16 protein-coding genes are annotated in these 21,502 nt (G+C 34.9%); 9 read left to right on the top strand and 7 right to left on the bottom strand.

The features are described 5' to 3' along the window. Positions 1-64 precede the first annotated feature (64 nt). Both AC1Q51_RS17850 and AC1Q51_RS17845 read left to right on the top strand, forming a co-directional pair. Positions 65-1,135, top strand: coding sequence for a nitric oxide synthase oxygenase (locus AC1Q51_RS17850; RefSeq protein ID WP_090978335.1), 1,071 nt, complete (start codon positions 65-67; stop codon positions 1,133-1,135). 360 nt (positions 1,136-1,495) lie between these two features. Next, positions 1,496-3,064, top strand: coding sequence for a BCCT family transporter (locus tag AC1Q51_RS17845; RefSeq protein WP_001242450.1), 1,569 nt, complete (start codon positions 1,496-1,498; stop codon positions 3,062-3,064). A gap of 52 nt (positions 3,065-3,116) precedes the next feature. Here the strand turns inward: AC1Q51_RS17845 and AC1Q51_RS17840 are convergent, their stop codons facing one another. Beyond that, positions 3,117-4,415 carry an MFS transporter gene (locus tag AC1Q51_RS17840; RefSeq protein ID WP_016513283.1) on the bottom strand — a complete coding sequence of 433 codons (1,299 nt, stop codon included), beginning with the start codon at positions 4,413-4,415 and terminating at the stop codon, positions 3,117-3,119. A 325-nt stretch (positions 4,416-4,740) separates the two neighbouring features. Here AC1Q51_RS17840 and lytS point away from each other — a divergent pair, with 325 nt between their 5' ends. The 6 genes from lytS to msrB all read left to right on the top strand — a co-directional run bounded on the left by lytS (position 4,741) and on the right by msrB (position 10,946). Continuing rightward, positions 4,741-6,510 carry a two-component system sensor histidine kinase LytS gene (gene lytS, locus AC1Q51_RS17835; protein ID WP_000933592.1) on the top strand — a complete coding sequence of 590 codons (1,770 nt, stop codon included), beginning with the start codon at positions 4,741-4,743 and terminating at the stop codon, positions 6,508-6,510. Beyond that, complete coding sequence (locus tag AC1Q51_RS17830) at positions 6,488-7,228, top strand: LytR/AlgR family response regulator transcription factor (protein ID WP_000921848.1); 741 nt, start codon at positions 6,488-6,490, stop codon at positions 7,226-7,228. Before lytS ends, AC1Q51_RS17830 begins: the two co-directional genes overlap by 23 nt. Positions 7,229-7,360: 132 nt before the next feature. Next, on the top strand, positions 7,361-7,792 hold the full coding sequence (gene lrgA / locus AC1Q51_RS17825) for an antiholin-like murein hydrolase modulator LrgA (protein ID WP_053563271.1): 432 nt from the start codon (positions 7,361-7,363) through the stop codon (positions 7,790-7,792). 35 nt (positions 7,793-7,827) lie between these two features. Then, the gene (lrgB, locus tag AC1Q51_RS17820) at positions 7,828-8,520 is read left to right on the top strand and encodes an antiholin-like protein LrgB (RefSeq protein ID WP_000168869.1); all 693 of its coding nucleotides are present in this window, start codon (positions 7,828-7,830) and stop codon (positions 8,518-8,520) included. 324 nt (positions 8,521-8,844) lie between these two features. Further along, positions 8,845-9,879: an AI-2E family transporter gene (locus tag AC1Q51_RS17815; RefSeq protein WP_001166009.1), complete on the top strand. Its 1,035-nt coding sequence runs from the start codon at positions 8,845-8,847 to the stop codon at positions 9,877-9,879. A gap of 101 nt (positions 9,880-9,980) precedes the next feature. Continuing rightward, a complete protein-coding gene (gene msrB, locus AC1Q51_RS17810; protein ID WP_000290179.1) occupies positions 9,981-10,946 on the top strand; it encodes a peptide-methionine (R)-S-oxide reductase MsrB in 966 nt (321 codons plus the stop codon). A 27-nt stretch (positions 10,947-10,973) separates the two neighbouring features. Here msrB and AC1Q51_RS17805 read toward each other — a convergent pair whose 3' ends face one another. Then, on the bottom strand, positions 10,974-14,090 hold the full coding sequence (locus AC1Q51_RS17805; RefSeq protein WP_151527110.1) for an efflux RND transporter permease subunit: 3,117 nt from the start codon (positions 14,088-14,090) through the stop codon (positions 10,974-10,976). 140 nt (positions 14,091-14,230) lie between these two features. Here AC1Q51_RS17805 and AC1Q51_RS17800 point away from each other — a divergent pair, with 140 nt between their 5' ends. Then, positions 14,231-15,100, top strand: a complete 870-nt coding sequence (locus tag AC1Q51_RS17800) for a TetR/AcrR family transcriptional regulator (RefSeq protein WP_000659599.1) — start codon at positions 14,231-14,233, stop codon at positions 15,098-15,100. Between the two features lie 29 nt (positions 15,101-15,129). On the opposite strand, the gene AC1Q51_RS17795 is transcribed toward AC1Q51_RS17800, so the two are convergent. The 5 genes from AC1Q51_RS17795 to AC1Q51_RS17775 form a co-directional block, all read right to left on the bottom strand. Next, a complete protein-coding gene (locus AC1Q51_RS17795) occupies positions 15,130-16,101 on the bottom strand; it encodes a glycosyltransferase family 2 protein (RefSeq protein WP_001170716.1) in 972 nt (323 codons plus the stop codon). Positions 16,102-16,137: 36 nt separating this feature from the next. Beyond that, positions 16,138-16,521, bottom strand: coding sequence for a GtrA family protein (locus tag AC1Q51_RS17790; RefSeq protein WP_000413280.1), 384 nt, complete (start codon positions 16,519-16,521; stop codon positions 16,138-16,140). A gap of 144 nt (positions 16,522-16,665) precedes the next feature. Beyond that, a complete protein-coding gene (locus AC1Q51_RS17785) occupies positions 16,666-18,120 on the bottom strand; it encodes a glycosyltransferase family 39 protein (RefSeq protein WP_001122909.1) in 1,455 nt (484 codons plus the stop codon). Positions 18,121-18,340: 220 nt separating this feature from the next. Further along, entirely contained in the window at positions 18,341-19,894 is a 1,554-nt protein-coding gene (locus AC1Q51_RS17780) for an ABC-F family ATP-binding cassette domain-containing protein (protein ID WP_000055383.1), read from the bottom strand. A 144-nt stretch (positions 19,895-20,038) separates the two neighbouring features. Continuing rightward, positions 20,039-21,451: an oligosaccharide flippase family protein gene (locus AC1Q51_RS17775; RefSeq protein WP_000856145.1), complete on the bottom strand. Its 1,413-nt coding sequence runs from the start codon at positions 21,449-21,451 to the stop codon at positions 20,039-20,041. Between the last annotated feature and the right edge of the window lie 51 nt (positions 21,452-21,502).

Raw genomic sequence — 21,502 nt, 5'->3', positions numbered from 1 at the left:
CTCCTATCCTTTTTGCTTATACTGTAAAGTAGCAAGGTTTTGTTGAAATAGAAGGAGATTGTTTATGAGTAAAACGAAACAATTAATAGAGGAAGCAAGTAATTTTATTACGATTTGTTATAAGGAGCTTCATAAAGAACAATTGATAGAAGAACGTATAAAAGAAATTCAAATTGAGATAGAGAAGACAGGGACATATGAGCATACATTTGAAGAACTTGTTCATGGTTCACGAATGGCATGGCGTAACAGTAATAGATGTATTGGAAGACTATTTTGGAGTAAGATGCACATATTAGATGCGCGCGAAGTAAATGATGAAGAGGGTGTATATAATGCATTAATTCATCATATTAAATATGCAACGAACGAGGGGAAAATTAAACCAACTATTACGATTTTTAAGCAATATCAAGGTGAGGAAAATAATATACGAATTTATAATCACCAATTGATTCGATATGCAGGATATAAAACAGAAATGGGAGTGATCGGTGACTCGCATTCCGCTACATTTACGGACTTTTGTCAGGAGCTTGGCTGGCAAGGAGAAGGTACGAATTTCGATGTATTGCCACTTGTATTTTCTATAAACGGGAAGGCGCCTACATATAAAGAAATTCCGAGGAAAGAAGTAAAAGAAGTGCCAATTGAACACCCAGAATACCCTATTTCATCACTTGGAGCAAAATGGTATGGGGTTCCAATGATTTCAGATATGCGCTTAGAAATTGGCGGTATTTCTTATACAGCCGCTCCGTTCAATGGATGGTATATGGGAACAGAAATTGGGGCGCGCAACTTAGCGGATCATGATCGTTATAATTTACTTCCGGCTGTTGCGGAGATGATGGATTTAGATACATCGAGAAACGGTACGTTATGGAAGGATAAGGCGCTAATTGAGTTGAATATTGCCGTACTACACTCTTTTAAAAAACAAGGAGTTAGTATTGTTGATCATCATACTGCTGCACAACAATTTCAGCAATTTGAGAAGCAAGAAGCTGCTTGTGGTCGTGTTGTAACAGGTAATTGGGTGTGGCTTATTCCACCATTATCTCCAGCTACCACTCATATTTATCATAAACCGTATCCGAATGAAATTTTGAAGCCAAATTTCTTTCATAAATAATATTTAGTGCAGTTTTTTTCTGCAAAATATATTTTTTTTAATTACTGTTATGTAGCAAATGGAAGCCTTTACTCTCGGTTATTTTTGGAAGAGGATTTTTGAACCAAGGAGTTCCTTATGTTATAATCAAATTTCTGTTTCGAAGACCTTATAGAAATATAAGGTCTTTTGTTTTGCTTTTTTATGTAAGAGAAAGAGATTTTTTCTTTTTAATAAGGGATTTGGCATATTTTTAGGGACAACATAAGTATGTGGGAAGTCGATAAAATGTTATGCATATATAATTATTGTGTTTTGGGTTTAAACAATAAAACATAATAAAGTTGTTTTTTTAGATTGCTGAGGAAGGAGGAAGTGTAAATGAGGATGAAGAGTCGAAAAACTGATTGGCCTGTATTTATTATTAGCGGTGGTTCACTTTTATTATTTGTAATTGCAGTTTTTTTGAACAAGGATTATGTAGAGAGTGCGATTAATAACAGTTTCGCTTTTTCAATTAAATATTTTGGTGCCTTCTGGCAAGTTTTATTATTAGGTACATTTATTGTTGCGATGTGTATGGCGTTCTCCAAATATGGGAGAGTTAAACTTGGGGGATTAGAAAAACCTGAGATTAGTACGGCAAAATGGCTTGCTATTATTATGTCTACCTTACTTGCCGGAGGTGGCGTTTTTTGGGCAGCAGCAGAGCCAATGTACCATTTGATGACGGTGCCACCAATACATGATGGTATATCTGCTGGAACGAAAGAAGCAGTTATGCCTGCTTTAGCACAAAGTTATATGCATTGGGGATTTTTAGCATGGACGATTTTAGGTACAATTAGTGCAGTAGTTATGATGTATGGACATTATCATAAAGGTATGCCGCTAAAACCTCGAACGCTTTTATATCCTATTTTTGGGGAAAAATTAAGAAAGAGCCTGCTTGGAACGATAATTGATGCAGCTGCAATTATTGCAGTAGCTGCAGGTACAATTGGCCCAATTGGATTTTTAGGTTTACAAGCAAGTTATGGGTTACAAGAATTATTTGGAATTTCTGATGTATTTACTACTCAATTAGCAATTATTGTTTGTGTAGTGGCCGTGTCTACCATATCGGCAGTAACAGGTATTGATAAAGGGATTCAAATTATAAGTAATTTAAATGTTAGATTAGCAATTTTGTTAATGGCATTCATATTACTATTTGGGCCAGGTGGATTTATTATTGATTCGTTTGTTTCTTCGTTTGGATTTTATGTAAGTGAGTTTATACCGATGAGCACATACCGTGGTGATACAAGTTGGTTAGGATCTTGGACAATATTTTTCTGGGGATGGTTTATTGGATACGGACCAATGATGGCAATTTTAGTGAGTCGAATTTCAAGAGGGAGAACGATTCGAGAAATCATCGTTGCAATTGGAATTATCGCACCTATTATTACAACGTTTTGGTTTACTATATTAGGTGGATCAGGTGTGTTTTATGAGTTAATGAATCCTGGTTCTATCTCGGATGCATTAAGTGAATCTGGTATGCCGGCAGCTATGATTGCAATTACAGGACAATTGCCACTTTCTAATATTATTGGACCAGCATTTCTTTTATTAACAATTTTATTTGTAGTGACAACAGGAGATTCAATGGCGTATTCCATTTCAATGGCAGTGACTGGAGACGGAGATCCTAGAATTAGTTTGCGAATATTTTGGTCGCTTATTATGGGAGCAGTTGCAGCAATTCTTTTATATATGGGTGAAGGAAGTATTAATGCGCTACAATCGTTTATCGTAGTGACGGCAGTTCCGGTATCAATTTTGTTATTCCCGATGCTATGGTTAGCGCCTAAAGTTGCGGGAGAATTAGCATTAAAACAAGGTATTGTAAAAGAAGAAGATAAAACTGCATTCTTATTTCAGAAGGCTAGTAAATCAAAATAAATAAAAACGTAAAGGAGGAAGCATCTTAAATGAGATGCTTCCTCTTTTACGTTTAATCTAATACTTTTCCCTTTGTTTCTGGTACACATAGTAGCATTGTAATTAACCCGATTGGGTAGATGATAAAAATCAGGGACAATGCTCCAAGTAGGTTGCCACCTGTAGCGAGTAAGCCGATGATAACAGGCCCAAATCCAGCTAATCCACGTCCTGTACCGAAAATAAAGTTTTCTGCGGTAGAGCGAGCTTCAGCAGGATAGTTTTCAGCTAAAATTGCCCCAAATCCTCCCATCATTCCATTTGCAAAGAATCCAAGCAATGCACTTCCCCATAATAATAATGTTGAATCTGTGAATAAGAAGAAGTAAATGAGACAGTATACTGTACCGCCAATATAATAAATTGCAAAAGTTTTACGACGACCAATTTTATCAGCTAGAATACCAAAGGTTGCAATTCCAATTAGCATACCGATGGTAGAAATGAACATCCAGCCACTTGCTTTTGCTAATGTATAGTTATATTTATTTGCTAAAATAGTTGGCATCCATGTGAAGATTCCGTAATATCCGAAGTTCTGGATAAATGACATAATAATAAGCCCGATTGTTGTGATTGTTACTTTTTTACTGGCAAATAACTTTCGAAGTGGGAATTTTTTTATATGTTTTAGTTGTTCTGCTTCAGTAGGTGTTAATTTACCTGCAGCTTCTTTTTGTAATAGTTCTTTTTTGTAGCGTTGTTTTTGCTCCCATATTTTCGGTTCACTTAAACTTTTACGGACATAGACAGCTAGTAAAGCTGGAATTAATCCAAATAAGAAAACGGCTCTCCATCCAAAATGCGGGACAATAAATGCTGGAAGGAGTGAAGCAACCAGTACACCAAATTGCCATCCAAGTGCAACAACAGATGTCGCTTTAGCACGCATTTCTTTAGACCATGTTTCTGTTACAATGGCCATTCCGATTCCGAATTCACCACCAACTCCCATTCCAACTAAAAAGCGAAGAATTAATAATTGCCAGTAGTCTGTTGCGAAATAAATGAGTGCGGTTGCTAGTGAAAACAGTAAGATTGTGAAGGCCATTGTACGAATACGTCCAAATAAATCAGCAATAAATCCAAATAAATAAGAACCAATTAACATCCCTATTGTGGTAGCTAATGTTAAGTTTCCACCTTCAACAGGACTTAAGTGAAACTCTTTTAAAATATAGACAAGTACGAAAGATAATAGCAACATATCTAAACCTTCTGCTGCATATCCTAGCGCAGAACCAAATAATGTTTTATATCTTTTCGCTTTCGTCTCCTCTGTTATTTGTTGTACATCAGTAGTGACGTTCATTATTACTCCTCCTTATTTTCTACAGTCGCTATGGAAGAATAACAAAAGGCCTTCTCACCTGATATGATGAGAAGGCCAAAAAAGCATACGTATCCCCAAGAAAAGAACATACGTATATTGTATTCCGACTTCCTTCTCAACCTCACGGGGTTGGGTTAAAGGACTGTATTATATTACTTTATTTTTAGCACTCTTCTATTGTATTGTCAAATAAAGAGGAAGTTATTATGTGTAAAATATTTCAAAAAACATTTCGTTCTTCTTGACGCCGACTTCATTATTTTCCCATAATAAAACTAACTAAATAAAAAGGAATGAATCAAAGATGCTAAATTTAGTACTCATGATGATTGAACGAGTCGGACTTATAGTTATTTTAGGATTTTTACTCTCTCATATTAAAACTTTCAGACGTCTCCTTCATAAACAGGATGGCTATGTAGATAAGCTTAAGCTTATTTGTATTTTTTCAGTATTTACAATTGTAAGCAATTACACTGGGATTGAAATAGCAGGAAATACGATTATGAATGAAAATTGGTTACAAGGTGTTTCTTCGTCAAGTACAATTGCGAATACGCGTATTATGGGTGTTGGTATTAGTGGCTTACTTGGTGGCCCTATCGTAGGGGTTGGAGTAGGGTTTATTGCTGGTATTCATCGTTATATGCTTGGTGGTACGACGGCGCTAAGCTGCGCAATCTCTTCTATTTTAGCGGGGATTATAACTGGTTATATCGGATATATTTTCAAAAAATATAATCGTACAATTACTCCTAAGTTTTCAGCAGTTTTAAGTGTTTTTATCGTATCTTTAGAAATGGTTATGATTTTATTAATTATAGAGGATGGAATTAGCGTTGTGAAAACAATAGCGATACCGATGATTCTTGTAAATAGTTTTGGAAGTTTTATTTTACTTTCTATGATACAAGCTATTTTGCGTCAGGAGGAGAATGCAAAAGCACTTCAGACTCATAAAGTATTGCGTATTGCTGATAAAACGTTACCGTATTTTCGTCAAGGTTTAACAGAAGAATCGTGTAAGCATGTGGCACAAATTATTCACCGCTTTACAGGAACGGATGCGGTATCTTTAACAGATACAGAGAAAATATTAGCGCACGTTGGATTAGCATCAGATCACCATATTCCTTCACATAGTTTAATAACTGGTTTATCAAAAGAGGTTTTACATACAGGACAAATAATGAAGGCGAAATCACGTGAGGTTATTAATTGCCAACATGAAAGCTGTCCCTTACAAGCCGCTATTGTTATTCCACTAACTTCACATGGAAATACGATAGGTACATTAAAACTGTATTTCAAAAATTCTAACCAGTTAAGTCGCGTTGAAGAAGAATTAGCAGAGGGGTTAGCAAAGATATTCTCCACGCAGTTAGAGTTAGGAGAAGCTGAGTTGCAAAGTAAATTACTTCAAGATGCGGAGATAAAAGCATTACAAGCACAAATTAACCCGCACTTTTTATTTAATGCGATTAATACAGTATCAGCTTTATGCCGAACAGATGTAGAAAAAGCAAGGAAGTTATTATTACAGCTGAGCGTGTATTTTCGTTGTAATTTGCAAGGGGCACGTCAGTTATTGATTCCACTAGAGCAAGAATTAAACCACGTACAGGCATACTTATCATTAGAACAAGCAAGGTTCCCAAATAAGTATGAGGTAAAGATGTATATTGAGGATGAGCTAAAGACAACTTTAGTACCACCATTTGTTCTTCAACTATTGGTTGAAAATGCACTGCGACATGCTTTTCCGAAGAAGCAACCAATATGCGAAGTGGAAGTGCATGTTTTTGAAAAAGAGGGTATGGTTCACTTTGAAGTAAAAGATAATGGACAGGGAATTGAGGAAGAACGTTTAGAACAATTAGGAAAGATGGTAGTTTCATCAAAGAAAGGGACTGGAACAGCTTTATATAATATTAATGAACGTCTTATTGGGTTATTTGGGAAAGAAACGATGCTTCATATCGAAAGTGAATTAAATAAAGGGACGGAGATTACCTTTATTATTCCAAAAAAAGTAGGGGAGGAAGAGCCGGGTGTTAAAAGTATTAGTAGTTGACGATGAAATGTTAGCACGTGATGAACTAAAGTATTTATTAGAGAGAACGAAAGAAGTTGAGATAGTTGGTGAGGCTGATTGTGTGGAAGACGCATTAGAAGAACTAATGCAAAGTAGACCAGATATTGTGTTTTTAGATATTCAATTATCCGATGATAACGGATTTGAAATCGCGAATATATTAAAGAAGATGAAAAATCCACCTGCAATTGTATTTGCTACTGCCTATGATCAATATGCGCTGCAAGCATTTGAAGTAGATGCGTTAGACTACATTTTAAAACCATTTGATGAAGAACGTATTGTGCAAACATTAAAGAAGTATAAAAAACAAAAACAAGCGCAAATAGAAACGAAGCACGAAATAAAGGGGACAGATGTAGCAGCAGAGATGCATAAATTAGCATTACCAATTGAAGAATCAATCGTACTTGTGAATATTGAAGACATTATATATGTAGGGCTTGTAGATGGGAAAGTAACAGTAAAAACAATGAGGGAAACGTATGTAACACATGATACACTTGTAATTTTAGAGAAGAAGTTACCACAAGCAAGCTTCATGCGCATCCATCGTAGCTTTATTGCGAATATTAATCATATTACTGAAATTCAGCCATGGTTCAATTCTACTTATAATTTAATCATGAAAGAAGGATCGAAAGTACCTGTTAGCCGTACATATGCAAAAGAACTCAAGAAGCTGCTTCGTATTTAAGAAGCAGCTTTTGTATTTCATCCTTTTATATTTGTAACTGATTCTGTATATTTGACGTTCTGTTATGTAAACGCTTACTTTAGTGTTTATATCCTATACAATAAAGGTACCAAATCGAAAGAGGTGGCCAAAATGAGTACGAAAAAAGTATATAGTTTCTTATCACAAGCATTTATATTCTCAGCTATTATGTTAATTTCAAATATTATTGCAACGCATTTACCAATTCCAATGCCTTCATCGGTAATCGGGTTAGTTATTTTATTTAGTCTATTATGTTTAAAAGTAATTAAATTGGAGCAAGTTGAATCACTTGGAACAGCTTTAACCGGCATTATCGGATTCCTTTTCGTCCCATCAGGTATTTCAGTTATTAATTCTCTTGGTGTAATGGGGCAATACTTTGTACAAATTTTAACTGTAATTGTTGTAGCAACAGTTATTTTACTCGCTGTAACAGGATTATTTGCACAATTCATTTTAGGAAAAGATGAAAAAGAAACAGAAGATACAAAAGAATTGAAAATAGTAAATAAAGGACGCAAGCACGGAAAGGTTGCGTAACCATTGAATTTATATATTGTTAGGAGGTAATGAACATGGCAAGCACAATGACTCCATATTTCGGAATCGTCGTTTCATTAATCGCATACGGAATCGGAACATTATTATTCAAGCATTCAAAAGGGTTCTTCCTATTTACACCATTATTCGTAGCGATGGTATTAGGGATTGTCTTTCTAAAGGTAGGTAACTTTACTTTTGAAGAATATAATACTGGTGGAAAAATGATTAGTTTCTTCTTAGAGCCAGCAACAATTGCATTCGCTATCCCACTATATAAACAAGTTGATAAGTTGAAAAAATATTGGTGGCAAATTTTATCAGCTATCGTGGTTGGATCTATTTGTTCAGTAATTGTTGTGTTCATTGTTGCAAAAGCAATCGGTTTAGATACAGCAGTAATGAATTCAATGCTACCACAAGCAGCAACAACAGCAATTGCGTTACCAATTTCAGAAAGTATTGGTGGTATTCCTGCAATTACATCGTTTGCGGTTATTTTCAACGCAGTTATCGTATACGCATTAGGAGCATTATTCTTAAAAACATTTAGAGTGAAGCATCCGATTGCAAAAGGTTTAGCACTTGGAACAGCGGGCCATGCATTAGGAGTTGCAGTAGGAATTGAAATGGGTGAGGTAGAGGCAGCGATGGCAAGTATCGCTGTAACGGTAGTTGGGGTTGTAACAGTAGTTGTCATCCCGATGTTCATGCCATTCATTGGATAGTAAAACTTACTTAAAAAATAAGAAAAGCAAGCTATTTGTAGGACAGATTTCTACTGATAGCTTGCTTTTTATGTTACAGTAGTGGTAAGACCTATTTAAAAAAATGTAAGTTTCCTTAAATCTTCATTAATACTATGTAGAATACGTTTTGAATTAGGTCATTGTATTGTAAAATAAGAAGTAAGCTACTATATACCTGTTAAGGTAGGCATATAATGAGTTTATAAAAATCTTAATATGAATGAATAATTAAAAGTAGAAAAGAGAGAGAAATCTACTTATTAACGTTTTAGTTTATAGGACAGGAGAGAGTATTCGTCGATTATGCAAATAAAAAACCTGTTTCAAAGCAAAGGATTTCAGAGGTTACTCGTATTAGTAATACTTGCTCTCGTGTTATACGGGCTGCAAAGTATGTTGAATTTAATATTAATTACGTTTATTCTCACGTATTTAATGGATCGATTCCAAAAGTTTATTTCCCGCAAATTAGATCATTTCATGCCTATTAATCGAAAAATTATTATAGCATTTCTATATGTAATGTTAATTGGTGGAATTGCTATTACGCTATTTAAATATTTACCAGTATTAACGATACAAATTTCACAATTGATTTACCAATTCAATGTATTTTTAAGAAACCCACCAGATAGTGAACTAATTAAGTATGCAGTTAATGCTGTCAATCATATGGAGCTTTCTAAATATGTAGGACAAGGCGTAGACATTTTGTATAAATCAATTACGAATGTTGGTAAATTTGGTCTTCAAGTTTTACTTTCTTTAATTTTGAGTTTGTTTTTCTTACTAGAAAAATCTCGTATTGTTGGTTTTACTGCAAAGTTTAAAGAAAGCAGGCTTGCAATTTTCTATACTGAAATTGAGTACTTCGGTAAGAAATTTGCACGTTCATTCGGAAAAGTAATCGAAGCACAATTTTTAATTGCAGTTGTTAACTGTGTTTTATCCGTGATTGCACTATGGATATTAGGATTCCCGCAATTATTAGGTTTAGCATTAATGATTTTCTTGCTTGGATTAATTCCAGTAGCGGGGGTTATCATTTCGTTATTCCCACTTTGTATGATTGCTTACAATATTGGCGGTATTATGTACGTTGTTTATATTTTAGTTATCGTAACAGTGATTCATGCGCTTGAAAGTTACGTATTAAATCCGAAGTTTATGTCGCAAAAAACAAATTTACCGATTTTCTATACTTTTATGGTATTAATTTTCTCAGAGCACTTCTTAGGTGTATGGGGACTGATTATCGGTATTCCAATCTTCATTTTCTTACTAGATGTTTTAGACGTGACAAGTGATGAAATTGAGAAGGATGTTGGAACAAAATAAAGTGAAGTAGAGAAAAAGCATCGATGTTCGATGCTTTTTCTTTTATAACATTATGTTTCTTATGCCATACTGTAAGGAGAATATAGAATAGGGGTGAAGTAATGGCTGTAAATGAAAAGGTAGAATTGGCTACATTTGCTGGAGGGTGTTTCTGGTGTATGGTTTCTCCATTTGAAGAGATGGAGGGAATTATACAGGTTGTTTCAGGTTATACAGGCGGTCATAAAGAGGACCCAACGTATAAAGAAGTGTGCTCAGAAACAACAGGACATTATGAAGCAGTACAAATTACATTTGATGCAAATAAAATGCCGTATGAGGAATTGTTAAATATATATTGGAGACAAATTGATCCGACTGATATTGGGGGACAATTCCACGACCGCGGGCAGTCTTATGAAACGGTGATTTTTTATCATAATGAAGAACAACATAAAAAAGCTGAGGCCTCAAAAGAAGAGCTTGAGCAGAGTGGACGCTTTTCAAAACCAATTGCGACAAAAATACTACCAGCAGCTACATTTTATCCAGCTGAAGAATATCACCAAGGATATCATAAGAAAAACACATTCCGCTATGAGTTATATCGTAAAGGCTCAGGACGAGATGCTTTTATTAAGCAACATTGGCCAAAGGATAATGCTCATTTAAAAGAAAAACTCAATGAGATGCAGTTTTATGTAACACAGGAAAATGGTACAGAACCACCATTTCGAAATGAGTATTGGAACCATAAAGAGGAAGGTCTTTATGTAGACATCGTTTCAGGTGAGCCGCTGTTTACTTCTCTAGACAAATTTGATAGTGGATGTGGATGGCCTAGTTTTACAAAACCAGTTATGTCAGCAAGTGTGAAAGAAAAGATGGATGTGAGTCATAATATGACACGTACAGAAGTGAGAAGTAAAGAAGGAGACTCACATCTTGGGCACGTATTTCCAGACGGTCCAGGACCAAATGGCCTTCGTTACTGTATTAATTCCGCAGCTCTTCGATTTATTCCAAAAGAGGAATTAGAGAAAGAAGGCTATGGCGATTTCCTAATCTTGTTTGGAAATAAAAAATAACCTCGCAGTTAGCGAGGTTATTTTTTGTTATTTTGCTTTTTTCTTTTTGAACTTGCTTAATACTTCATAAACGATTGGAACAATAAGAAGTGTTAATAACGTTGAACTTGTTAATCCACCAATTACTGTTACACCAAGTCCTTTAGAAATTAAGCCACTACCTTCAAATCCTAATGCAAGCGGGATAAGAGCACCGATTGTTGCAATTGCAGTCATTAAAATTGGACGAAGGCGTGTTGCACCAGCTTCTAATAAAGCTTCACGTGTTGATAGACCTTCATTTTCTTTATGAATAACGCGGTCGATAAGCACGATTGCGTTTGTTACAACGATACCGATTAACATAAGCGCACCAATCATTGCAGATACACTTAATGTTTCACCAGAGATTAATAAGGCAACAAGAGCCCCAATAATTGTGAATGGTAGCGAGAATAAAATTGCGAATGGTGCAAGAGCACCGCCAAATGTAACGACAAGAACGAAGTATACAATGGCAATCGCAGCTAACATCGCTAAGCCCAGTTGTTTGAATGATTCTTCAATATCTTTAGTAACACCGCCCATAGAAACATCTACACCGGAAGGAAGATCCATTTTATCTACTTCTTTTTGGACTGCAGCAGATGCTTTTGAAACGTCATCAGATGTTAGTTTTGCACTAACCTCTGCATAAACGCGTCCATCTCGGTGTGTTACTGTATTCGATGTTTCACCTTCTTTTACAGTCATAACATCTTTCACAGCTACTTCATTACCAAGTGGTGTTGTAATTTTGCGATTTGTTAAGTCATCGATTGTTTCATAATTTTGTTTTTCAGCTTCTACATATACATTGATATCTTTACCGTCTTTTTTAATTGTTGTCAGAACAGGGCGATCATGTTGATTAGAAAGTCCCATTCCAATTTGAGCAGCCGTTAAGCCCATTTTACTTAGCTTTTCTTGATCTGCGACTAAAGTGTACTCTGCATATGTTTTTGCAATACTAGAATCTATATCTTTTAAGTCTTTATTTTTCTTCATGATATTTTGAATATCTTTTACGACAGGCTTAATGTCTTCTGAGCTATCTCCGTAAACGTATAGTTTAATTTCATTACTACCGCCACTTGCTCCGAAGTCTTGGTTTTTCCATTCGCCTTTGCCAGACATCTTCTGTAAATCTTTAACGACTTGTTCTTTCTCTTTTTCGAAGTTTTTCGTGTCGTTATCATATTGCACGAAGAACATTGCTTGGTTTGATTGACCAGGACTCATTGGATTCTCTCCACCTAATGAGAACTGAATTGTTTTGACGTCTTTATTATCTTGGAAGTGCTTCTCAGCTTTTGTTGCAATTTTTTCAACGTCTTCTAACGTTTGACCTGGTTCAGGATTATATGTTGCAATAATCATTTTTTCTTCTTCAGAAGGTAAGAAACTTACACCGATAACTGGTACAAGTGCAAGACTACCAACCAATAGAAGGACAGCGATACTTGATGTAATAATTTTGTGATTTAAAGCCCATGCAAGTATGCGTTTATAACCATTTGCTAATTTACTTGGCTTTTCTTCATGATGTACTTCTTTTTCCCTCATACTCTCTTTCTTAAATAAAGAGTGAGCTAGCATCGGTACGATTGTAACAGCTACTAGTAATGATGCTAATAAAGCGAAGACGATAGTTAAGGCAAATGGTAAGAACATTTCACCAATCATACCTTTTACTAGTCCAAGTGGTAAAAATACAGCAATTGTTACAATGGTAGAAGACATAATTGGGATAAACATTTCTTTCGTAGCTTCACGAATTAAATCTTTTCCGCGCAATTTCTCTTCTGATAACGACATACGTCGGTAAATATTTTCAATAACAACAATTGAGTCATCGACAACGCGGCCTATAGCAACGGTCATTGCTCCAAGTGTCATAATGTTAAGCGTAATATCCATTTGCTTTATGACTAAAACAGCAATTAATAAAGAAAGTGGTATTGAAACGACAGAGATTAACGTTGTTCGAATATTTCGTAGGAACAGCATAATAATAACAATCGCAAAGATAGCACCGAAAATTGCTTTGCTTAGCATTGTTTCAACTGATTTTTCAATAGGTGCACCTTGGTCGAATGTTGAAATGATCTCTAAATCTTTATATTTTTTCTCAAGATCTTTTACTTTATCTTTTACTGCATTTACAACATCAACTGTATTTGCATCAGAGGCCTTCACAATTTGAATTCCAATTGCTTCTTTTCCATTTGTTCGAGAAATGGATTCTGCTTTCCCAACTTCTTTAATGTCAGCAATTTCGTCTAATGTAACTGTTGGAATCCCGTTCATAGCAGTTGGATTCATTTGCGGCGTTTGTGCACCAGCGCCAGCATTTTGACTACCTTGACCGTTAGGTGAGGAAGGTATAGCTGGGATTTTAAGTTCTTTTAATGCTTTAATCGTTGTAATATTTCCATCTACAACAACTGATTTTTCCGTGTCTTTAAATGTGTATAAGCCAAGTGGTAAAGATACATCCGATCCCTTAATCACATTTTTTACAGTATCTTCACTTAGTCCTAGTTCTTTCATTTTATCTTTCTTGAAGACAAGCTGTACTTCATCTACTTGTTGGCCAGCAATTTGGACAGATGCAACACCATCAAGTCCTTTTAATCCTGGTACAACATTTTTTTCTACATTTTCAGTTAAGGTAGCTAAAGATTCATTCTTGCTTGCTACGCTTAACGAAATAACTGGGAAAGCATTGAAGTTTACTCGTGAAACTTTAGGATCTTTAACACCTTCTGGGAGTTTTACATTTGTGAGAGCTTCTTTAATTTCTGTTTCTGCTTTTTCCATATTTTTATCAAAATCGTATTCTACTTGAATAGAAGATGCGTTTTGAAAAGATGATGAGCCTACAACGTTAACACCGCTTAAATTTTGTAGTTGTTCTTCCATCGGCTTTGAAACTTTATCAGCTACTTCTTCTGGTGTAGCACCAGGATAGACCGTAGTTACTGTTACAATCGGTGTTGTAATATCAGGAATTGTTTCCAGCTTCATATTGAGTCCAGAGTAGATCCCTGCAATAGTAACAATAATGGTTAGTAGCCAAACTGCGAACTTATTTTTTAACGAGAAATTGATGATTTTGTTCATGTTTGCGCTCCCTTTTTATTGTATTGACCAACTGGTCAGTCTAATACATAATATAACTGACCAGTTGGTCAATCGTCAATAAAAAGAGATGGTATAATACATTTATAATAAGATGCGAGATTAAATTTAGGAGAGAAGATATGAAAGAAAAAGAGCGTTTAATTATAGAAGCGGCTATGAAGTTATTTGCGACTAAGGGTGTAAATGCAACGTCGGTACAAGAAATCGTCACCACTTGTGGTATTTCAAAGGGAGCTTTTTATTTGTACTTTAAATCGAAAGATGAGCTTTTATTAGCGACGCTTCGATATTATTATGAAAAAATCCAAAAGAAAATGCTGGATATTGAAAAAGAGTCTTTACTACCACGTGAAAAATTTGAAAAGCAATTATACTTTCAGTTTACTGATGTGCAAAAACATAAAGAGTTTATTATTATGCATGCAAGAGAAAATGCCATTCCGTTTAATAAAGAAGTGGAAGAATTTATGATGCGGATGAAGTTAGAGTCTCATGCATTTTATCGGAATAGTTTATTGTCCATTTATGGTGAAAAGGTTATGCCATATTTATTGGATTTAGTAATTATGGTAGAAGGTATATGCCGTGGGTATTTAGAATTAATTATTTTACAAGCACTAGAAATTGATTTGTCCTATGTATCGATATTTATTTTAAAAAGGATAGATCATTTAGTAGATGGGCTCATAGAATCTTTGGAAGAACCTGTTCTACACGAAGAAGGGCTTGGGGAGTTTGTTTGTAAATCAGACCTTATTAAGGAGCAAGTTAAAGAACGTTTTTTAAAAGAAATCATTGTGTTTAAGCGAACATTAGCTGATCAATTAGAAGATGATGAATTGCTTGTTACATTAGATGTTTTAGAGTCAGAAATGAGGTCAAACCCTAGAATTCCAGTCATTCAAGGGATGTTATCTAACTTAGAGGTATATCCAAATTTAAAGGAATTTCGCTTGCGGATTATGGAGTATTACAATATAAAAAGGTAACAATGATGGCTTTCATTGTTACCTTTTTATTATATATTCACTATTTCTTTTTTCTGTACAGTCTCTTCTTTTTCAAGGTTAATTGTTTCTTTCACGATATAAATTGGACGGTTTTTACTTTCGTCATAAATACGAGCAATATATTGACCGACGATTCCAAGGCCAAGTAACTGAATACCGCTAAAGAATGTAATAGCGACCATAATAGATGCCCAACCTGTTTGCGTACCAGAGCCAATAATTTTCACAGTAATTGTATATACTAAGACAATTATTGAAATGAGAACTGATAATAAGCCTAAAGTCATAACTATACGTAACGGTTTTGTTGAAAACGCAATAATGCCATCAGATGCAAATTTAATCATTTTCTTCAATGGGTATTTTGTTTCACCAGCAAAGCGCTCGTCACGTTCATATTCAACATACGTTTGGCGGAAGCCAACCCAAGACATCATCCCACGAATGAAACGATTGCGCTCAGTCATTTGATTGAAAACATCAGCTACTTTACGATCGATGATTCGGAAATCACCAGTATCTTTTGGGATATCGATATCGGACATGTAATTTAAGAATTTATAGAAATACTTAGCTGTTAAAAGTTTAAACCAAGTTTCACCTTTACGTTGTTTACGTTTTGCATAAACAACTTCATATCCTTCTTCCCATTTTGCAATAAGTTCAGGAATAACTTCAGGTGGATCTTGTAAGTCTGCATCTATAATTACAATAGCATCACCTTTTGCAGCAGCAATACCAGCTGTAACGGCTACTTGATGTCCAAAGTTACGCGCGAAATTAACGATTTTTGTACGGTAATCATTTGATGCAATCTCAGATAAGATTTCCATTGTACGGTCTGTGCTACCGTCGTTTACAAAGACAAACTCGTAATTAATATCATTTTGAAGCATAACGGACTTTAAACGGTTATAACATTCCTGCGCTACTTCTTCCTCGAAGTACATAGGAACTACAACCGAAATTAATTTTTGCATGTTGTATCCTCCGTAGTTTTAATAAGTTGTTTAAGTTTAATTAGTAGCCTTTTCAGTTTGGTTGAATGTCCAAATTTTATTAAGGACAAAATTGATAACCATTCCGACACCAATTGCGAAAATCTGTGCAATTAGCGCATTAAAGGCAAGTTTATCTACTAATATAAATAAACATAATGTATTAAAAGCCAATACAATTAAATTTACAGTTAGAAATTTAAAGAACATTGACGTGCTTTTATTATTAGGTTTAAACACCCAATTTTTATTCCAATAGTAGCTATTGGCAACACCAATTAAATAGGCAATGGTATTCGCAATAAGGTAGTTCATCCCAAATTTTAATAATATCCAAAAGCTAATAATTGTAATGAGCGTATTAAAGATTCCTACTAAACCAAACTTTAAGAGTTTCTCCATAATATTATCCTCATTTTTATAAAATATATAAATTTAGGTGGTATAGGAAAAAAGATACCAGTAGATAGTATAACATATTTTTGAACTTCATATTATTTATTTATAAGAAAGTATCTCCAAGGTTGAAAAGGAGGTACTTTGCACTTAATTTCTTTTGAATTTTCGAACGTATTGAAAACATACGTATATCCCATAACTTTGTATTATGCTGAAACTTGGTATTATGAAATACCTGTATCTAGTTTGGTATTCAATTAATAGATGAATTAATACATATCCAACAATTAGTAGTAAGAATAATGTGTAATGAAGATTGTCTTGTTTTGTTACTATAAGGTAAAGAATCGCTATTATTCCGAAGAACATCGCAGCTGTATACATATAGCGCTCATATAGAATAGCATTCTCTTTTAAATCTTGCATCCCATCCAGAATTTCAAAGTTAGGTGTATATAAGCTCCATGATGGTGAAGAATCGGTATCACCCCACATAAGTGCAAACTTCTCTTCAAATAATGATATAACCTTGTCCTTGTCAGCTAATCGTTCTTTAATAATTTTCTTTTCTTCTAAAGTGCGTTCTTCGCCAATCTCTAGAGACATAATATGGCCTGCGTCTTCATGGGAATACCCACCCTTTGTTTCATGGTTAAGACCGACTACAAATTTCCAAAGAGGATCGCGATTCGATAATGGATATTGTGTAATTCCAGAAGAGATAAATGCAAAGCTTATCATGTAGTGAACTAAGTAGAAAACAATAAAAATCCCACATAATTTCTTAAAAGAATTGAAAATGATTTTTTTAGGTTTCCCCAGCATTCCATGTAGGAAGATGTAAATAGCAACAGCAATTAAAATTAACATACCAAGTGGTCGCATAATGTCCCCTAAAGATAATAAGATACCAATAAAAATCCACATATATTCACTTTGCAATCCTTTAGTTACTAATAAATAAAATCCAAAGTAAAAGAAGAAAGTAGCTAGATGTTGATTTGTTAACACAGAACTTAGCATAATACTTGGAATATATAATGCATACATCAATCCAGCGATACGTCCGGACCATTCATTAAATGTTTTCGCAGTGATTTTATAAACAAATATTGTAGTTCCCGTACAAAATAGGACATTTAAAAATTGTAAAGCGAATATTCCTTCTCCAAAAATCTTTATAATGAGCGCTTCATACATCGTAAATCCAAGTTGATACACCCACGAAGTGAAATATATAGTATTTGTAAAACTAAAATCACCGTGGGCAGCTTGAATAGCGCTATTATACATTATTGCAAAATCTGATAAAGGTACGCTTGGTATTTGTAGAATCCAAATTAAGCGAACGATAAAAGCTAATAAAGTAAGTGAAATCACGAATGTTAGCGATGACATATATTTATTTATTAAGCACGCTACTATAAGAAAAACGAGCCCAATTCCAATCATAATAGGAAGACTTACTGAATTTGGAACGTCTAGTTTATCGCTAATTGTGAGATATGATTCCCACGTAATCCATGACAAGATAATGAGACATAGTATTAATAAAGATTTAGTCAAAAAAGAATTGATTCTATTAAATGCTGTAATCGGCATTAAATTTATACACTCCTTCAAATCAATTATATTTTAGTAGTTGAGAATATTCTATTCTTGGTATGTAGAGTATCACCTAAAAGAATACCATGATTAGTTTACTTATCAAAATACGCCCGGGGCTATATAGGAGATGTATTTTATATTTTTATTAGGACGGAATATAAAAATACATTTTTCTTACATAGAAATTAATATGTAAGAAAAATGTAGTGGAAAGTTATGAATTGTGTTGCGACCATTCTTCAACATTCCAAACTTTTGTTATCCAATCTTCATAAAAGTCTGGTTCATGACACACTAAAAGAATTGTTCCTTTGTAAGCTCTCATCGCTTTCTTCAATTCTTCTTTTGCTGTAACATCAAGGTGATTTGTTGGCTCGTCAAATAGTAACCAGTTGCTCTCTTCCCCCATTAGCTTACATAAACGGACTTTCGCTTGTTCGCCACCACTTAATTGGCTTAGAGGACGAGAAATATGTTCGTTTTTTAAACCGCACTTTGCCAACATTGCACGTATTTGATGTTGGTCTAGGCTAGGGAACGTGTTCCAAACATCATCAATCGGTGTTATATTATCAGCTTTCACTTCTTGTTCGAAGTATGATGGGTTTAAGAAATCACCAAGGCTTGTTTTTCCGCTTAATGGTTTGATTTTACCTAAAATCGTTTTTAATAGTGTAGACTTACCTACGCCATTACATCCGACGATTGCAATTTTTTCACCGCGTTCAATTGTCATTGTTAGTTTTGGTAATAACGGGTGTGTATATCCAATTTCTACATTTTCTCCTTCAAAGACGAATCGGCTACTTGCGCGACTTTCTTTAAACGAGAATTCAGGTTTAATCGCCGTCTCAGGACGATCGATACGTTCCATACGATCGAGTTGTTTTTGACGACTTTTTGCACGACCTGTCGTTGAGTAGCGCGCTTTATTCTTCGCAATAAAATCTTCTTGTTTTTTTATAAATTCTTTTTGTTTTTCATAAGCATTAATATGTTGGTTTTTATTAATTTCCGCTAGCTCTAGGAATTTTTCATATGTCGCTGTATAACGCGTCATCTTTGTGAATTCTAGATGGAAAATAACATCGACACATTTATTCATAAATTCCGTATCATGGGAAATTAATAGGAATGCGTGTGGATATTCTTTTAAATAATTTGTTAACCAATGAATATGTTCAACGTCTAAATAGTTGGTAGGCTCATCTAATAGTAATACTTCTGGTTGCTCAAGTAGTAACTTTGCAAGTAATACTTTTGTACGTTGTCCACCACTTAATGCAGCAACATCACGATCTAAACCAATTGCGTCAATTCCAAGACCGCGCGCTGCTTCCTCAATTTTCATATCTAATAAATAGAAACCGCCTGCTTCAAGAGCATCTTGTATTTCCGCCATTTGCTCAAGGAGTTCTTCTAATTCTTCAGGTGTAGCAGTTCCCATTTTTTCTGTAACTTCATTTAAAGCTTTTTCTTTTTTAAATAAAGGTAAAAATGCATCTGCTAATACGTCACGAATTGTACGGCCAGGTGTTAAAATTGTATGTTGGTCTAAGTAACCATAATTTGTGCCAGGTGTCCATTCGACACGGCCTTCATCATGGATAAGTTCACCAGTAATTATATTCATAAATGTTGATTTACCAACACCGTTTGCTCCAACTAATCCAACATGTTCTCCTGCGAGTAAGCGCATGGATACATCTTTAAATAATGTACGATCACCAAATGTATGGCCTAATTTTTCAACAGTTAATAAGCTCATAATGTCCTCCGTTCAATTCTAAATAGTGTCTTGAATCATGATACTAAATTCTTCGATATAATGCTATCATTTCAAAAAATGTATATAAGTAAACAAAGCAAGTTTCTCCTCATAATTTGGAAGAGAAACTTGCTTCGTTGTTGTTTATCTGCCTAGCTTTTTATTCGCAAACCCTAAAAGTAACCTGCGTATTTGTGGGTCAATTGCAAGACCGATAATGCCGTACAATATACCAGTAAGTGTTAAAGCTACTAGTGGTGGTAAGTTAATTAACACAGTACGATATAGAGCGTAACTGATTATAAATGCTAGTGCATTGAATATTGTTCCTTTGAATAGTAATGTAAAGCCTTTACGAGCGAATAAAGTAAAGCCGATTAATAATGTAATCTCGGTAAGGATAGCAGCTACAGCTGCTCCCATCATTCCAAATTGGCTACCTAATACGATGTAACTTATGACAGCAACAGCTAATCCAATCCCCATCGTTGTCGCACGCTTCCACTGTTGACCAATTGTCGTTAAATTATCAGCAAGTGGGTAGTTGATAGATTGTAAAATGACCATAAAGGCTAAAATTGCAAGAGCGTCACCAGCTGGGGCATACTCTTCACCTAATAAAGTAACAATCCAAAATCTTGGATTAGCGATGAATGGGATAGAAATCCCCATTCCTAAGAAAGACATAAGCTTTAATTCAAACAGAGATAGTTTTCTATGTTCATCAATATTTTTTTCATTTCCAAAAGCAAATAACTTTGGATAAAAGGCTGCTGCAATTACACCGGGTATTTGATAAAGTACAGCGGGTATTTTAGAAGCAGCTCCAAAGAATCCAACTTGCTCGTACGTTGAGACTTTTTCTAATATAATAGGCCCTAACTGTGGCAAGAGCATAATGATAATGCCATTGATTGTGAAAATCAGCAGTTGATCTAAAATCCCTTTGTCCCAGCCCTTATGAACTGTCGTATGGCGAATTACCATTATAAAGGCGATGACACCTGTTACAAGACTGGATATTCCGTACATGGCAGCGACCATCATAAGTGACCATTTAAATGACATTCCTAGTAGAAGAGCAGCTGCGGCTGTTACACCTTGTATTACAGAAATAATGGCTGTAAATTGCATACGTTCTGTTACTTGGAAGTAAGCCATCCCGACACCTTGTAAAGTTGCTCCAAACATTGTTGGTAGTACAACCCAATATACCATGGCGCGTAAGTAGGCATCTGTATAGAAGAACTGAGCAAAAATAGCGAAGAGTACAGAAATTACGACAGCTAATACGAAACGAATGCGTAAATAACTACTGATTAGTACGCTAATATTTGCATCCTTTCTCGTTCCTTCACGCATAAACGTATGTGTCAAACCTGCATCTGTGAAATAACAAATAACAGCGGAAACTGCTAATGCAGTTGTAAACATCCCATACTCACCAGGAGAAACGTATCTTGCGAAGAGAATCGTCGCGATAGCAAGTACAAATCGAACAGTAATATTTCCTACAAATAGGTAGGAGGCATTTTTAAGAATCTTATTTGTTTTCATGAGAAAAAACCTTTCTATTCTTTAGGACCTTTTTCGTTTGTCCTATTTGTA

The organism is Bacillus sp. MT94, from assembly GCF_058792475.1.
The sequence above is the reverse complement of the archived record's forward strand: the minus strand, read 5'-3'. Positions and strand labels throughout refer to the sequence as shown.

Coding starts and splice junctions, on each gene's coding strand:
- AC1Q51_RS17850 (WP_090978335.1), top strand. CDS start 65: ATGAGTAAAACGAAACAATTAATAGAGGAAGCAAGTAATTTTATTACG.
- AC1Q51_RS17845 (WP_001242450.1), top strand. CDS start 1,496: ATGAGGATGAAGAGTCGAAAAACTGATTGGCCTGTATTTATTATTAGC.
- AC1Q51_RS17840 (WP_016513283.1), bottom strand. CDS start 4,415: ATGAACGTCACTACTGATGTACAACAAATAACAGAGGAGACGAAAGCG.
- lytS (WP_000933592.1), top strand. CDS start 4,741: ATGCTAAATTTAGTACTCATGATGATTGAACGAGTCGGACTTATAGTT.
- lrgA (WP_053563271.1), top strand. CDS start 7,361: ATGAGTACGAAAAAAGTATATAGTTTCTTATCACAAGCATTTATATTC.
- lrgB (WP_000168869.1), top strand. CDS start 7,828: ATGGCAAGCACAATGACTCCATATTTCGGAATCGTCGTTTCATTAATC.
- AC1Q51_RS17815 (WP_001166009.1), top strand. CDS start 8,845: ATGCAAATAAAAAACCTGTTTCAAAGCAAAGGATTTCAGAGGTTACTC.
- msrB (WP_000290179.1), top strand. CDS start 9,981: ATGGCTGTAAATGAAAAGGTAGAATTGGCTACATTTGCTGGAGGGTGT.
- AC1Q51_RS17805 (WP_151527110.1), bottom strand. CDS start 14,090: ATGAACAAAATCATCAATTTCTCGTTAAAAAATAAGTTCGCAGTTTGG.
- AC1Q51_RS17800 (WP_000659599.1), top strand. CDS start 14,231: ATGAAAGAAAAAGAGCGTTTAATTATAGAAGCGGCTATGAAGTTATTT.
- AC1Q51_RS17795 (WP_001170716.1), bottom strand. CDS start 16,101: ATGCAAAAATTAATTTCGGTTGTAGTTCCTATGTACTTCGAGGAAGAA.
- AC1Q51_RS17790 (WP_000413280.1), bottom strand. CDS start 16,521: ATGGAGAAACTCTTAAAGTTTGGTTTAGTAGGAATCTTTAATACGCTC.
- AC1Q51_RS17785 (WP_001122909.1), bottom strand. CDS start 18,120: ATGCCGATTACAGCATTTAATAGAATCAATTCTTTTTTGACTAAATCT.
- AC1Q51_RS17780 (WP_000055383.1), bottom strand. CDS start 19,894: ATGAGCTTATTAACTGTTGAAAAATTAGGCCATACATTTGGTGATCGT.
- AC1Q51_RS17775 (WP_000856145.1), bottom strand. CDS start 21,451: ATGAAAACAAATAAGATTCTTAAAAATGCCTCCTACCTATTTGTAGGA.